Below are 13,565 nucleotides of genomic sequence, written 5' to 3'. Positions count from 1 at the left end.
GGAAAATTCCGGGCTTTCTTTATGTTGTAGCAGGCAACTTTGCCATTGCCTGCAACTTAAAAATGATTAGAATGAATATCAGTCATGCTGTAATCTTTCTCATAAAAACAATGATATGCAGCAGCCCAGAGAAAACAAAAACAATTTTTTAAGGAATAAAATATGAAAACTTGGTTGAAGGCGCTCGCACTCGGCACAGGAATGGTCGCAGCTTCCGGTGCAGCACAGGCAAAGCAAGTGGTCTGTGTATTTGATCTGGTCGGTAAAAGCGGCGATGTCTACGCTGTAATGAAAGATTATCAGCTGGCTGCAAAAAACTGGGGCGCGGATATTGAGCTGCGTGTCAATACCAATGAGGCTGTGGTTGCCGAAGACTTTAAAGCCGGAAAATGTGATGGTATTAGCGTCACCGGGATGCGCGGTCGCCAGTTCAATAATTTCACTGGTTCACTGGATGCCATTGGGGCGATTCCGGATCTGAATCTGGCAGTTAAGGTGATGCAGGGTCTAGCCAGTCCAACATTTGCTAAAAATATGGTGCAAGGTAAATATGAGGTCGTCGGAGTGATTCCTGTTGGCGACGCTTTCTTATTGGTTAATGACCGTAGTATTAACACCGTGGCCAAGGCAGCAGGAAAAAAAATTGCCGTACTGGATTATGATGAAGCGCAAAAAATCATGGTGCAGCAGGTGGGCGCACAGGCGGTGAGTGCCGATGTCACTAACTTCGGTGCTAAGTTTAACAATGGTCAGGTGGATATTATTGGTGCACCAGCAGCCGTATTTAAACCGCTAGAGCTACATAAAGGTCTGGGCACGAAAGGCGCGATTGTGAATTATCCAATTTTACAGGTGACGGGTAATATTATTATTCGTCCGGATAAGTTCCCGGCTGGTTTTGGACAAAAATCACGTGAATGGGTGAAAGGAGAATTACCACGTGCTTTTGGAATCTTGGGTAAAATGAAAGCTGACATTCCAAAGAAATACTGGATGGATATTCCAGCTGTAGACAAGCCAGGCTATCAAAAAATGATGCGTGAAGCACGGATCGACCTGACCAAGCGCGGCATTTATGACAAGCGGATGATGAAGCTGTTATGGCAGTTCCGCTGTAAGCAGGACCCGAAAAACTTTGAGTGCGCACTGCAGGATGAAAATTATAAACAATCCTGATAAATTTACTCTGATTAAGCTTTAATTTACAAAGACTGACCATATATTGAGTATGCTATACTTGAAATATGGTCTTTTCTTTTTAAAGATGCCCGAACCGAACAGAGGAATCCATCATGAATGCTCAAGCACTTGTGCTGACTGACAATGCTGCCAATAAAGTACGCCAATTGCGTGACAGTGAAGGTAACCAAGATCTTATGCTGCGTGTCTATGTGACTGGTGGCGGCTGTTCAGGTTTTTCTTATGGCTTTAACTTTGCCGAAAGCCAAAATGAAGATGATGCAGAATTCATCAATGGCGACGTAAAAATGCTGGTCGATTCACTGAGTTATCAATATCTAGTCGGTTCAGTAGTGGATTATGTAGAAGGTCTGGAAGGTTCACGCTTTGTGGTACAAAACCCAAATGCTACAACTACTTGTGGCTGTGGTTCATCCTTCTCGATCTAACAATGATTTGAGATTTAGACCATAGAAAAAAAAGTCCTCAAATGAGGACTTTTTTGTGCTTCGTTTTTTATATTTAAGCTTCGAGTTTTACTGCTTCCAGTAGATCAAAAATTACAGTCGTCACATCCTGACTCAGCTCACGATTATTAAAAATCTCATGCGCAGTAATGGTGATATCGGTATCACTCGGTAACAGCTTTTGTTCTTCTTCAATCAGGTCATTGATCGGCAATAGCGTCTGCTTCACTTGTAAATGCAGAATGTCCTTAAAGGCAATATTTTCATCCTCAAGTTCAATCAGCTGCTCATTAAAATAAGGCAGCAGGATAGAATGCAAATAAGGCTGAAGTTCTACAATATCAAAGATTTCGATATCACGAGTTTCATCAATTGTGCTGATATGATCATTGGCTTCAATCAGGATATGGTAATAACTCATGCCGATCTCCACAGAGGGCTTAGGTGAATGATATCCCCTCACAATAACATGAAATTACCGGATATGGACGTTCAAACAGATAATAAAGACGTAAAATAAATAGGGAATTAAATTGCTTAAGATTTGCGCGTATACAGCAAAGTCTTGTCTGCCGTACGCAATTCAAAATTCTCCAGTTTCTGCTCACCCAGTACCGGATACATCAGTGCTTCAGGATCACCATGATGCAATAATCCCAAGGCATGGCCCAGTTCATGTGCCAGAGTCAGGCGCAGGTCATCTTGGGCATCAAACTGATAGACATGAATTTCGTCACCTTTAAAAATCCCTTTATGGAACTGACGTGGTGGAAAGCGTTGCTGTGCCTGAGTGATATTATTCTGGTGAGATTGCACACTGCTTTGATAAGCAGAAACTTGGCTATTGAAAGATAGTTGCTGTTGCTGCAGATATTCCGCTTCACGCTGGAAACGTTCTGACTTGAGTTGCAGCTTGTTAAATTCCTGTTGCAGCTGCTCATGTTGATAGGCTGAGAGTCCCGGCTGATTACGCCGTTGCACAAGTTGCTGGAACTGGATTTGCAGTAAATTGCGCTGCTCTAGCAACTGACGCTGTTGCTGATCCAGACTGTCTCGGGAAGCGGTCAGGTTTTCTGCCTGACGTTGATATTGAGCTTCATCGCTAAGCAGTTTCTGCGTGGTTTTCTTTAGAGCATCGTACTCCTGCTGACGGTGATCATAAATCAGCTTGATACTCAGTTGTGCATTTTCATCATAGACCATCAGGTCATTACGGCCAGTGCCATGGTGCCAGATCTCAACCGCTTCCTGTGCCAGTTGAATCACTTCTTCACGGGTTAGACCAAAACCTGGATCGACCTGATCCACCTTAAAGCGTAAGCGCGTATCAAAAGGGTGGCTGAGACGGTCATACAGCGAGTTGAATTTTAGCTGCGGATGAGACTGGGTCTGTAGATGCAGAAAAGCTGCAATCAGTAATACCATAGCCATGAGCAGATAAAGAAGACGCATATTCTTGTTTAAATATTTATTTTCAAAAAATATAGCTTACTTTTAAGGCTTTTCCCATTTTTATCTGTCTCATTCCTATGCTTTTGGATAAAGCCCTAATTCAGCCAGCGCCTGTTGTAAAATTTCTAGGCGAATTGCCGGATTCGTCGAATTATACATCTGCATATTCAGTGAGAATGCCACGATTTCAGCGTCTGGAGTTTCAATCCAGCCTGTCAACCAGCCGACTTGTGGTTCAAGATCCATTCCCCAGCCAGATTTGGCATAGAGACGATAACCCTGTCTTTGTTGCAAGAGTAACATCTGTTTCACTTGTTGCTGAACCAGAGGATCAAAAGCCAATTGCTGTTGAGCCAGGCGAGCGACAAAATCGGCCTCCTGTTTAGGAGTGATTTTTAAGGGGCCCACTAACCAGAAGTTATCGACTTGTTGCCCAATCTTTTGATTACCAAATTTGATCCGTCGCACTTCCTGTTGCATGAGCTCCAGACCAATACGGCGTGCCAGCTCCTGATAGACAGGTACAGCAGAGGCCTGCATAGCTTCGCCCAAGGTCATGTCCTTTTCCCAGGCCGGAAAGCTACGTTTCTTGCCATCCCATTTAAACACTTCCTCTATGTTGGCTTTGTGATGTTGTAATCCAATCAAGGCATTCAGCATTTTAAAAGTGGAGGCGGGCACATATTCGGTATCTGCACGGCTTAAGTCATTGCCATAGCTTTGTACCTTAGCGCCATGCTGAATGACTAAAACCCCTTGAGTCTGAGCTTGATTAAATAATTCCGCGATTACTTGTGCCTGTTGGGTCTGGACATGCTGTGATGGTGTAGATAAAGATGTCGTAGGTGAGGTACAAGCCATCAGCATAAGGCTGCTGCACAGCACCAGAAGCATTATTGTTTTCATAAGATATGAGAATTTAGAGTTCCGCTTAACTTAAACAGCCTGGTCTTAAACTGCTATTCATTTTTAGTAATTTTTCTTTTTGATTATCTATAACCCATAAAAAAACCGCGCTTTCGCGCGGTTTTTTTTAAGCTTAAGCTGACAAATTATTTTTTGTCATCTTTCACTTCAGTGAACTCAGCATCTACAACGCCGTCGTCCGCTTTTTGTTGTTGACCTTCACCGCCTTGGAAAGCGTTTGGATCAAAACCTTGCGCACCGCCTTGGCCTTGAGCTGCTTCATAAGCACGTTGGGTGATCGGCATAATGATGTTTTGCAATGCTTCAGTTTTTGCTTTGATTGCTTCAACATCATTTTCTTTAGTTGATGCTTCTAACTCAGAAACCGCAGTTTCGATTGCAGTTTTTTCGTCAGCAGTCACTTGTTCACCAAGATCTTTAACAGCTTTTTGAGCAGAAGAAACTAGCGCATCTGCTTCGTTACGTGCTTTTGCAAGCTCTTCGAACTTACGGTCTTCTTCAGCATTCGCTTCAGCATCTTTGATCATTGCTTCGATTTCAGCATCAGACAAACCTGAGTTTGCTTTAATCTGGATAGATTGCTCTTTACCAGTGCTCTTATCTTTCGCAGATACTTTCAAGATACCATCCGCGTTGATGTCGAACGATACTTCAATTTGTGGCACACCACGTGGAGCAGGTGGAATGTCGCCTAACTGGAAGTTACCCAACAATTTGTTTTGTTGAGCCATTTTACGTTCACCTTGGTAAACCGAAATGTCTACTGCAGGCTGGTTGTCAGCAGCTGTAGAGAACACTTGAGATTTTTTCGCAGGGATTGTGGTGTTTTTCTCGATGATTGGAGTCAACACGCCGCCCATGGTTTCAATACCAAGTGTCAACGGAGTTACGTCAAGAAGAAGTACGTCAGTTTTGTCACCAGACAATACTGCACCTTGAATCGCAGCACCCATTGCTACTGCTTCGTCAGGGTTCACGTCTTTACGTGGCTCACGACCGAAGAATTCTTGAACTTTCTGTTGAACCATTGGCATACGAGACTGACCGCCTACCAGGATCACGTCAGAGATGTCAGAAGTCGAAAGACCAGCATCTTTAAGCGCGATACGGCAAGGTTCAATCGTACGAGCTACAAGATCAGCAACCAGACCTTCAAGTTTTGCACGAGTCACGTTGATCACTAAGTGTTTAGGACCAGTCGCATCTGCAGTGATGTATGGAAGGTTGATTTCAGTTGCGTTAGAAGAAGAAAGCTCGATTTTTGCTTTTTCAGCAGCTTCTTTCAGACGTTGTAATGCAAGTGGATCGTTCTTCAAGTTAACATTTTGTTCTTTCTTGAACTCTTCAACCAAGAAATCGATTAAAGCGTTATCGAAGTCTTCACCACCCAGGAATGTATCACCGTTGGTAGATAACACTTCAATTTGCTGGTCGCCATCAAGGTCCGCAATTTCAATGATTGAAACGTCGAAAGTACCACCACCCAAGTCGTATACCGCAACTTTACGGTCGCCTTCTTTCTTGTCCATACCGAACGCAAGTGCCGCAGCAGTTGGTTCGTTGATGATACGTTTAACTTCTAAACCTGCAATTTTACCTGCATCTTTAGTTGCTTGACGTTGTGCATCGTTGAAGTAAGCAGGAACTGTAATAACTGCTTCAGTTACTGTTTCACCCAGGTAGTCTTCTGCAGTTTTCTTCATTTTTTTCAGAACTTCTGCAGAGATCTGTTGTGGAGCAAGTTTCTTGTCGTTTACTTCAACCCAAGCATCACCATTGTCAGCTTTTAGGATTTTGTAAGGTACAAGACCGATATCTTTTTGTACTGCTTGGTCTTCATAACGACGACCAATCAGACGCTTGATTGCGAATAATGTGTTTTTAGGGTTGGTTACCGCTTGGCGTTTAGCTGATTGACCAACAAGGATCTCGCCATCTTTGTACGCAATAATAGATGGAGTTGTACGTGCGCCTTCAGCGTTTTCGATAACTTTAACTTTGTCGCCTTCAAGTACTGCAACACATGAGTTTGTAGTACCTAAGTCAATACCAATGATTTTAGCCATTTGGATGTTTCCTCAAAAATTCTTTTATTCCCAAATTGTTCCCTTTAACAAAGGGAAATTAAAAGGGATTTACTTGTTATCCGATATGAGAGCCGTTCAATTTTTTCAAGTAAATTTTTAGAAAAAATTTCACAAACTCCCGATTTTATTTAGCTTAAGCGCCAACCATGACCATTGCAGGACGTAACAGACGGCCGTTCAGGGCATAGCCTTTTTGCAAGACCGTACCGATTTCATTGGCTTTGGCATCTGGTGCAATACCCACTGCCTGATGGAGCTCGGCATTAAAACCATTTTCAGTATCGACTGCGACCACACCAAATTTCTCTAAGGTGGTGAGTAATCCTTTGAGGGTGAGTTCTACACCTTCACGTAACGGGCTTTGTTCTTCACCCGCAGCAACAATTGCACGCTCCAGGTTGTCTACAGTATCTAAAAGTTCTTTAGAGAACTTTTCTAGAACAGTATCTTTATGCTTTTCTGATTCACGCTGAATACGTTCTACACTTTTTTGTGCTTCATATACGGCATTTGCAGTACGCGCTTTTTCCAGTTTTAAATCGCCTTCAAGTTGTGCGATTTGTTCCTGTAAAGACTCAACGGTAACTTCAGCTTGTTCAGGTTCAGCTTGAGCTGTTTGTTGTTCCGTTTGCTCTTGCTCAAGTTCTTGAGCTTGATCGTTTTGCTCAGTCGCCATTGATTTACTCCGTTTAAATGGGTTCTTAAACATGCACAGTCCTTCGGCGTCAGTGTTAACTGCGTTAATGCTGAACTGCCATGGTTTAGGGAAGTTCTTAATTACCTAAAGAAGTCGGGGCTGGGCTGCAAAATTCAAGCGAAATGAGTGATTAATTTTAAGATTTATTGAAAAAGTCCGTGTTTCCTTTATCTCAAGCCTGATTTAAGCAAGAAAAAGCAGATAATTTTTTAGTTTTGAAGATGAAAATCTAAGCATTTCTAAGCAGTTTTAATATTCATAACTCAATAAAAGCTGAATGATTAAGCGCTTAAATTAATCTTTAGAAAAACGAGTATTCAATAAAATGATGTTTTTAATTATAAAAATTCGTGAATCGTATTTTTAGATATGAACAATAATATTTATCTGTTTTAAAAATTAAATCAAAAGCGCCATCATAGCTACATCAACAGTGACCTGGTTCAGAAGGAGAGAGCCGAGCTGGGTTGCTGTTCCAGATTCATTTTACCCTTTTATAGCTGAGTACCCCAAGACTCAGCTATTTTTTTGCCTGAATTTTTATATTGATTGTTTTTTAGACATAAAAGCGATTAATAACTAAGCAATAAAGTATTTCACAAAAAATGATCAAATTCGTATTATTCATTTCAGATTCTATCGCTGTAGTTTCTTCTTATTTTGAAATGTGTTTTTCAAGCTTATCCTCTCTAGATAAGCTTTTTTTTTTGCGTGAAATTTAGCAATTTTCTTCTCATATTCCTGTTATCAATCACTTATAAAAACGGTGTAAGTTAAAGCCTACAAGGATTCAAGCCAATATCGGCTTGGTCAGATACTCAAATCAGCCTAGTATTGATTTATCAAGAACAGGAAGTTCTGAAAAGTTTGCTGAGAAGCATATAAACGAGAGGATGTTCGTTTAAACACAACCCTATAAAACCCCTGAGGAAACATACTTCAGGGGTTTTATTCTATAAGAACCATCTAAAATCTATTTCTATTAATATAGATATTAAAAAAAGCCCGAAATCGGACTTTTTTTATAAAGGAAATATATTCTGATTAGTCTCTACTTAGAATAGCTTTCTCCTTTCTAGCTCAGCGTCACTATTCTAGCGGCGTGATTCCTGCCAGCGTTTATTACGTTCATTACGATTCTGTTCAGCTTTGCGTCGTTGCTGCTGCTCAGCTGCCCGTCGACGTGCATCAGCCTGCTGTCCGCGTTTTTTACGTTCAGCCTCGGCACGATTTCTGGCCGCTTGACTACTGCTGACTTTTTTACGTTGTTGTTCAATTTTACGCTGCTGTTCAATACGCTGACGTTCTTGCTGACGTTTTCGATCTAGTTCGATTTGTCTTCTGCGTTGATCATTCAACTGGCGACCCTGTTGCTCTAAACGCTGACGTTCCAGTTCGGTTCGGCGACGTTCCTGCTGTAAACGTCGTTGTTGCTCATATTCCCAACGTTGACGGTCATAGCGGTTGTCGCGATCATAACGATAGTCATAACCTCTATTGTTATAACGTCCGTCATAATAATCATCTTCAGGAAATGCGACACAACCTACAGCTAATAAGCTCGTCGCAATTGACACGAATATCAGTTTTCCAGCCATAGGTGAGCACTCCTTGTTAAGGTCAATCCTACAATTTACGCCTATAAGTCAGCTTAAATTGTCAATGACAGCGGGGATAAAATTAGATTAGCTTATTGATCTGCCTAAATTTGTATGTTGATGTGGGCACTTGTATAAGAATATGGTCAAAATACACCCTGATCATGTAGAAAATATGAAGAATTAAGCGAATAAGGATAGGACGCTATGGTGATATCTAAGCAGCAAGTACACGCCATGATGGACAAAGGTCAAGGAGTCGCAGCACGTCTGCTGGACCGATTGCCTAAAATTGCTCAGGAAGGAATTGTCAGAAGTCTGGATTATCCTTATCACTATCCTGAATTAGATCCCTTTGTAAAATGTCTGATGGCCGTGCAGCTTAAACAGGGTAAGGCCGGCATAGTTACAGAAGATATCGCGCAGTCACGCATTTTCTTCGAACAGAGCATACAGTTGCTGAAATCCAAGCCTACAGCCATTCGCCATGTCGAAGATATCCAATTGCTCTTGCAGAGTGGTACGGTACAGGCACGTCACTATCACCCAGCACCAGCTAAAAAATTGCCATTGATCATATTCTATCATGGCGGAGGCTTCCTGATTGGTAGTCTGGACACGCATGATGAATATTGTCGGTTGCTGGCCAAACACGCGCATGCACAGGTATTAAGTGTGGCCTATCCATTGGCGCCGGAACATCATCCTGCACAAATGGTTCAGGTTTGTGAGGATGCCTTGGCTTGGGCACATCAACACAGCAAGCAGCTCAGAATTCTGAAGAAACGTATTGCAGTCGCAGGGGATAGTGCAGGTGGTAATCTGGCAGCAGTGGTAGCCCAGCGCAGTGCAGACAAAATTTATGTGCCTCAGGCTCAGCTACTCATTTATCCAGCCATGGACTTTAAAAGCCGTCATCCTTCTTATTTTGCTTATAAAGATGGTCTGGTCCTCACCGACAGTGATATCGAACTGGTGTCTTATCATTATGCAGAGCGACATGAAATTGCATTGGATGATCCGCTGATTTCACCTACCTACGGCAACCTGAAAAAACTGCCACCGGCTTATCTGATTACGGCTGGTCATGATGTCCTGCACGATGAAGGTACCATCTATGCACATAAGCTACGTCAGCATGGAGTCAAAGTGCATTATCACGACTATACCGATCAGACGCATGGCTTTATTAATTTGACCACAATTTCAAGGCGCGCCAAAAAGCATGTCATTGAAATGAGTAAACACTTCCGCAAGTTCTGGGATAAGCAAAGTTAAAAGTAGCTATCTATATAAAGGTATAGAGCGAAATTTAAATAAAGGTGTTTCACGTGAAACACCTTTTCTACTTTTTATGCACTTTGGCTTCGGGAAAGATCAGATTAAATTTAGGCACGTAAAAGCTCTGTATATATTTGGCGCGGGAAAAATCCGGGAAAATAGATTGCGTATCCTGCCACTCTGCCTGAGCAAGTTTAGAAAGATAACCACGGAATTGCGGGCTGAACTGGTAGTGTAAAGATTTCCAGGTTTGTCGGATCTTTAACATGGACGTTGGAAGATGATGACTATTTAAATAGAAAGAACGTGGAGATTTGGATTTCTTTAGGCGAACAGTCATGCTTTGCCCTTGATGCGTGATATGGCAAATCACTTCTTGTCCCTGTTCCTGCCAGTCAAATTCTGCATATTCCTTAGGAATCCCCCATAAATGCTGACCATGAACAATAGATTCATGGGTAGAAACATAAATCTTCGGAATGGTCGACAGACGTCGCCGACTGATTAAAGGGTGATCCATAATCAGCAGTTCATCATAAGGACCCACAGGAGAGTGGTGATAGCGCACCAGCATCACCTGTACAACACGACCGAGTGGTGAAGGTGCAATTCCAAAATTCCGGGATTCACGAATAAAGTGTGGTGTGATCCAATAATTCAAAATAAAACCTTCTCCCTGTAAATGCCAGGGAGGAAACTGATGAATATTTTTCTCCTGCAAACGGTGCACGTTCATTCTTATTCTCTTGTAATTGGTCGGGTAGGGTAATGCATTAATTGGTATCAAAGATTAATATAGCTTGATTCTCAACCATTACTTCTGAGTAGATGAGTTAAAAAATGTTAAAAAAACCATTATATGCAATTGCCTTGACTGCTTTGTCTTTACCAGCACTGGCTGCCAATTCAGTCGTCGAAATGAAAACTTCTATGGGGAATATCGAAATTGAGCTTTATAACGATAAAGCCCCAATCTCTGCCAAGAACTTTGAAGAGTATGTAAAAGCTAACTTCTATAAAGGCACCATTTTCCACCGGGTGATTCCAGGCTTCATGGTGCAGGGGGGAGGGTTTGACGCGAATATGGTGGAAAAGCCAAATAATAAGTCGACCATTAAGAATGAATCCTATAACGGTTTAACCAATACGCGTGGCACCTTGGCCATGGCACGTATGAACCAGCCGGATTCTGCCCGTTCCCAGTTCTTTGTGAACCTGGTCGATAATGACTTCTTAAACCGTTCTCCTATGAATGCCGGTTATGCGGTATTTGGTAAGGTGACTAAAGGCATGGATGTCATCGATAAAATTGCCGGTGTACCGACGGCAAACTACGGAATGCATCAAAATGTACCTGTGAAACCCGTAGTTATTAATAGTGTGAGTATTAAAACAGCAAGCCCGCAAAAATAAGCAAAAAATGATGCGGAAATATTTTGTGAGTATTTTTACTTTATAATCATATATTTATATGTGAAATAGGGTGAAAATGATTCATATTGGTGCATAAAAATAGTACACTCGTGATTTGTGTCAGTTAAAAGAGCTTGCACGTGTAAGAAATTGCCCTATAATGAGCCCATACCGACGAGATACACGGTGATGAACGAAGCGGATCGCTGAGTTGTCTAGTGTTTTGAGTCCAGCTTCTAGCATTGACGAGATGTTAGAAAGATCATTAAGAGATTATGAAGAACAACTTGTGTGGATTTTTACTGGTTGATCGATCGAAATTATTTTCATTGATTGATGGTAGAAATTACTCGAAGTTTATTTGAGAAATATTTGTCAGAAAATTGATGAGCCAAGATTGGTACCCTTTAAAGGTACTACTGATTTTAAACTGAAGAGTTTGATCATGGCTCAGATTGAACGCTGGCGGCAGGCTTAACACATGCAAGTCGAGCGGGAATAGGTAGCTTGCTACTGATTTCTAGCGGCGGACGGGTGAGTAATGCTTAGGAATCTGCCTATTAGTGGGGGACAACGTTCCGAAAGGAACGCTAATACCGCATACGTCCTACGGGAGAAAGCAGGGGATCTTCGGACCTTGCGCTAATAGATGAGCCTAAGTCGGATTAGCTAGTTGGTGGGGTAAAGGCCTACCAAGGCGACGATCTGTAGCGGGTCTGAGAGGATGATCCGCCACACTGGGACTGAGACACGGCCCAGACTCCTACGGGAGGCAGCAGTGGGGAATATTGGACAATGGGGGGAACCCTGATCCAGCCATGCCGCGTGTGTGAAGAAGGCCTTTTGGTTGTAAAGCACTTTAAGCGAGGAGGAGGCTTACCTAGTTAATACCTAGGATAAGTGGACGTTACTCGCAGAATAAGCACCGGCTAACTCTGTGCCAGCAGCCGCGGTAATACAGAGGGTGCGAGCGTTAATCGGATTTACTGGGCGTAAAGCGTGCGTAGGCGGCTTTTTAAGTCGGATGTGAAATCCCTGAGCTTAACTTAGGAATTGCATTCGATACTGGAAAGCTAGAGTATGGGAGAGGATGGTAGAATTCCAGGTGTAGCGGTGAAATGCGTAGAGATCTGGAGGAATACCGATGGCGAAGGCAGCCATCTGGCCTAATACTGACGCTGAGGTACGAAAGCATGGGGAGCAAACAGGATTAGATACCCTGGTAGTCCATGCCGTAAACGATGTCTACTAGCCGTTGGGGCCTTTGAGGCTTTAGTGGCGCAGCTAACGCGATAAGTAGACCGCCTGGGGAGTACGGTCGCAAGACTAAAACTCAAATGAATTGACGGGGGCCCGCACAAGCGGTGGAGCATGTGGTTTAATTCGATGCAACGCGAAGAACCTTACCTGGCCTTGACATACTAAGAACTTTCCAGAGATGGATTGGTGCCTTCGGGAACTTAGATACAGGTGCTGCATGGCTGTCGTCAGCTCGTGTCGTGAGATGTTGGGTTAAGTCCCGCAACGAGCGCAACCCTTTTCCTTATTTGCCAGCGGGTAATGCCGGGAACTTTAAGGATACTGCCAGTGACAAACTGGAGGAAGGCGGGGACGACGTCAAGTCATCATGGCCCTTACGGCCAGGGCTACACACGTGCTACAATGGTCGGTACAAAGGGTTGCTACTGCGCGAGCAGATGCTAATCTCAAAAAGCCGATCGTAGTCCGGATCGCAGTCTGCAACTCGACTGCGTGAAGTCGGAATCGCTAGTAATCGCGGATCAGAATGCCGCGGTGAATACGTTCCCGGGCCTTGTACACACCGCCCGTCACACCATGGGAGTTTGTTGCACCAGAAGTAGGTAGTCTAACCGCAAGGAGGACGCTTACCACGGTGTGGCCGATGACTGGGGTGAAGTCGTAACAAGGTAGCCGTAGGGGAACCTGCGGCTGGATCACCTCCTTAACGAAAGATTGACGATTGGTAAGAATCCACAACAAGTTGTTCTTCATGACGATGTATCTGAGGGTCTGTAGCTCAGTTGGTTAGAGCACACGCTTGATAAGCGTGGGGTCACAAGTTCAAGTCTTGTCAGACCCACCACTACTGACGAAGCAATTCATACAGAAACGGAACGGTACATTGACTTATTGATAAGCTGGGGACTTAGCTTAGTTGGTAGAGCGCCTGCTTTGCACGCAGGAGGTCAGGAGTTCGACTCTCCTAGTCTCCACCACGAATTAATTTAAAAGCACTGCTTTTTAAATTAATGAGGTTGAATGATTACACTGTAATCAAACAATACTGGAAAGAGCTAAGAAATAAGCGATCAAGTGCTTAGGTTATAGAGCTTAGTGATAAAGAGGCGTATTATTCGCTTCGTTGTTATTAACCTCTGTGATTTATCACAGTAATGCAGTCCGACGAGGATGCATTAAATCATTAACAGAATATATTTGAGTT

General features: G+C 43.0%; 11 protein-coding genes, 2 tRNA genes and 1 rRNA gene. 7 read left to right on the top strand and 7 right to left on the bottom strand.

Annotation, left to right across the window (positions count from 1 at the left end; translation table 11 throughout):
- The first annotated feature begins 162 nt into the window (after nucleotides 1-162).
- The gene (locus BS636_RS05200) at nucleotides 163-1,176 is read left to right on the top strand and encodes a putative solute-binding protein (RefSeq protein WP_099337827.1); all 1,014 of its coding nucleotides are present in this window, start codon (nucleotides 163-165) and stop codon (nucleotides 1,174-1,176) included.
- Between the two features lie 116 nt (nucleotides 1,177-1,292).
- Nucleotides 1,293-1,628, top strand: coding sequence for an iron-sulfur cluster insertion protein ErpA (gene erpA, locus BS636_RS05195; protein ID WP_099337826.1), 336 nt, complete (start codon nucleotides 1,293-1,295; stop codon nucleotides 1,626-1,628).
- Nucleotides 1,629-1,701: 73 nt separating this feature from the next.
- Here erpA and BS636_RS05190 read toward each other — a convergent pair whose 3' ends face one another.
- The 6 genes from BS636_RS05190 to BS636_RS05165 all read right to left on the bottom strand — a co-directional run bounded on the left by BS636_RS05190 (nucleotide 1,702) and on the right by BS636_RS05165 (nucleotide 8,407).
- The gene (locus BS636_RS05190; RefSeq protein ID WP_171265989.1) at nucleotides 1,702-2,079 is read right to left on the bottom strand and encodes a hypothetical protein; all 378 of its coding nucleotides are present in this window, start codon (nucleotides 2,077-2,079) and stop codon (nucleotides 1,702-1,704) included.
- 104 nt (nucleotides 2,080-2,183) lie between these two features.
- Nucleotides 2,184-3,098, bottom strand: a complete 915-nt coding sequence (locus tag BS636_RS05185) for a matrixin family metalloprotease (RefSeq protein WP_099337824.1) — start codon at nucleotides 3,096-3,098, stop codon at nucleotides 2,184-2,186.
- 75 nt (nucleotides 3,099-3,173) lie between these two features.
- Nucleotides 3,174-4,004 (bottom strand): class D beta-lactamase OXA-568, encoded by an 831-nt coding sequence (locus tag BS636_RS05180; RefSeq protein ID WP_099337823.1) that lies wholly within the window; start codon nucleotides 4,002-4,004, stop codon nucleotides 3,174-3,176.
- A gap of 146 nt (nucleotides 4,005-4,150) precedes the next feature.
- Nucleotides 4,151-6,091 carry a molecular chaperone DnaK gene (gene dnaK / locus BS636_RS05175; protein ID WP_099337822.1) on the bottom strand — a complete coding sequence of 647 codons (1,941 nt, stop codon included), beginning with the start codon at nucleotides 6,089-6,091 and terminating at the stop codon, nucleotides 4,151-4,153.
- 154 nt (nucleotides 6,092-6,245) lie between these two features.
- Nucleotides 6,246-6,788, bottom strand: a complete 543-nt coding sequence (gene grpE / locus BS636_RS05170) for a nucleotide exchange factor GrpE (protein ID WP_099337821.1) — start codon at nucleotides 6,786-6,788, stop codon at nucleotides 6,246-6,248.
- Between the two features lie 1,115 nt (nucleotides 6,789-7,903).
- Nucleotides 7,904-8,407 (bottom strand): hypothetical protein, encoded by a 504-nt coding sequence (locus BS636_RS05165; RefSeq protein WP_099337820.1) that lies wholly within the window; start codon nucleotides 8,405-8,407, stop codon nucleotides 7,904-7,906.
- Nucleotides 8,408-8,614: 207 nt separating this feature from the next.
- Between BS636_RS05165 and BS636_RS05160 the strand changes: the two genes are divergently transcribed.
- Entirely contained in the window at nucleotides 8,615-9,685 is a 1,071-nt protein-coding gene (locus BS636_RS05160) for an alpha/beta hydrolase (RefSeq protein WP_099337819.1), read from the top strand.
- 67 nt (nucleotides 9,686-9,752) lie between these two features.
- On the opposite strand, the gene BS636_RS05155 is transcribed toward BS636_RS05160, so the two are convergent.
- Nucleotides 9,753-10,424, bottom strand: coding sequence for an acetoacetate decarboxylase family protein (locus tag BS636_RS05155; protein ID WP_099337818.1), 672 nt, complete (start codon nucleotides 10,422-10,424; stop codon nucleotides 9,753-9,755).
- A gap of 104 nt (nucleotides 10,425-10,528) precedes the next feature.
- Here BS636_RS05155 and BS636_RS05150 point away from each other — a divergent pair, with 104 nt between their 5' ends.
- From BS636_RS05150 to BS636_RS05135, 4 genes are all read left to right on the top strand, one after another.
- On the top strand, nucleotides 10,529-11,101 hold the full coding sequence (locus tag BS636_RS05150; protein WP_099337817.1) for a peptidylprolyl isomerase: 573 nt from the start codon (nucleotides 10,529-10,531) through the stop codon (nucleotides 11,099-11,101).
- Nucleotides 11,102-11,528: 427 nt separating this feature from the next.
- Nucleotides 11,529-13,067, top strand: a 16S ribosomal RNA gene (locus BS636_RS05145).
- A 61-nt stretch (nucleotides 13,068-13,128) separates the two neighbouring features.
- A tRNA-Ile gene (locus BS636_RS05140) sits at nucleotides 13,129-13,205 on the top strand.
- Nucleotides 13,206-13,262: 57 nt separating this feature from the next.
- Nucleotides 13,263-13,338: transfer RNA gene (locus BS636_RS05135), tRNA-Ala, on the top strand.
- Nucleotides 13,339-13,565 lie beyond the last annotated feature (227 nt).

Origin of the sequence: Acinetobacter sp. LoGeW2-3 (genome assembly GCF_002688565.1) — a bacterium.
Lineage (GTDB): Bacteria > Pseudomonadota > Gammaproteobacteria > Pseudomonadales > Moraxellaceae > Acinetobacter.
The sequence above is the reverse complement of the archived record's forward strand: the minus strand, read 5'-3'. Positions and strand labels throughout refer to the sequence as shown.

Bases quoted from the DNA above. Each gene is read 5' to 3' on its own strand.
- BS636_RS05155 (WP_099337818.1), bottom strand. From the start codon at position 10,424: ATGAACGTGCACCGTTTGCAGGAGAAAAATATTCATCAGTTTCCTCCC.
- BS636_RS05200 (WP_099337827.1), top strand. From the start codon at position 163: ATGAAAACTTGGTTGAAGGCGCTCGCACTCGGCACAGGAATGGTCGCA.
- BS636_RS05160 (WP_099337819.1), top strand. From the start codon at position 8,615: ATGGTGATATCTAAGCAGCAAGTACACGCCATGATGGACAAAGGTCAA.
- erpA (WP_099337826.1), top strand. From the start codon at position 1,293: ATGAATGCTCAAGCACTTGTGCTGACTGACAATGCTGCCAATAAAGTA.
- BS636_RS05150 (WP_099337817.1), top strand. From the start codon at position 10,529: ATGTTAAAAAAACCATTATATGCAATTGCCTTGACTGCTTTGTCTTTA.
- BS636_RS05185 (WP_099337824.1), bottom strand. From the start codon at position 3,098: ATGCGTCTTCTTTATCTGCTCATGGCTATGGTATTACTGATTGCAGCT.
- BS636_RS05165 (WP_099337820.1), bottom strand. From the start codon at position 8,407: ATGGCTGGAAAACTGATATTCGTGTCAATTGCGACGAGCTTATTAGCT.
- grpE (WP_099337821.1), bottom strand. From the start codon at position 6,788: ATGGCGACTGAGCAAAACGATCAAGCTCAAGAACTTGAGCAAGAGCAA.
- dnaK (WP_099337822.1), bottom strand. From the start codon at position 6,091: ATGGCTAAAATCATTGGTATTGACTTAGGTACTACAAACTCATGTGTT.
- BS636_RS05180 (WP_099337823.1), bottom strand. From the start codon at position 4,004: ATGAAAACAATAATGCTTCTGGTGCTGTGCAGCAGCCTTATGCTGATG.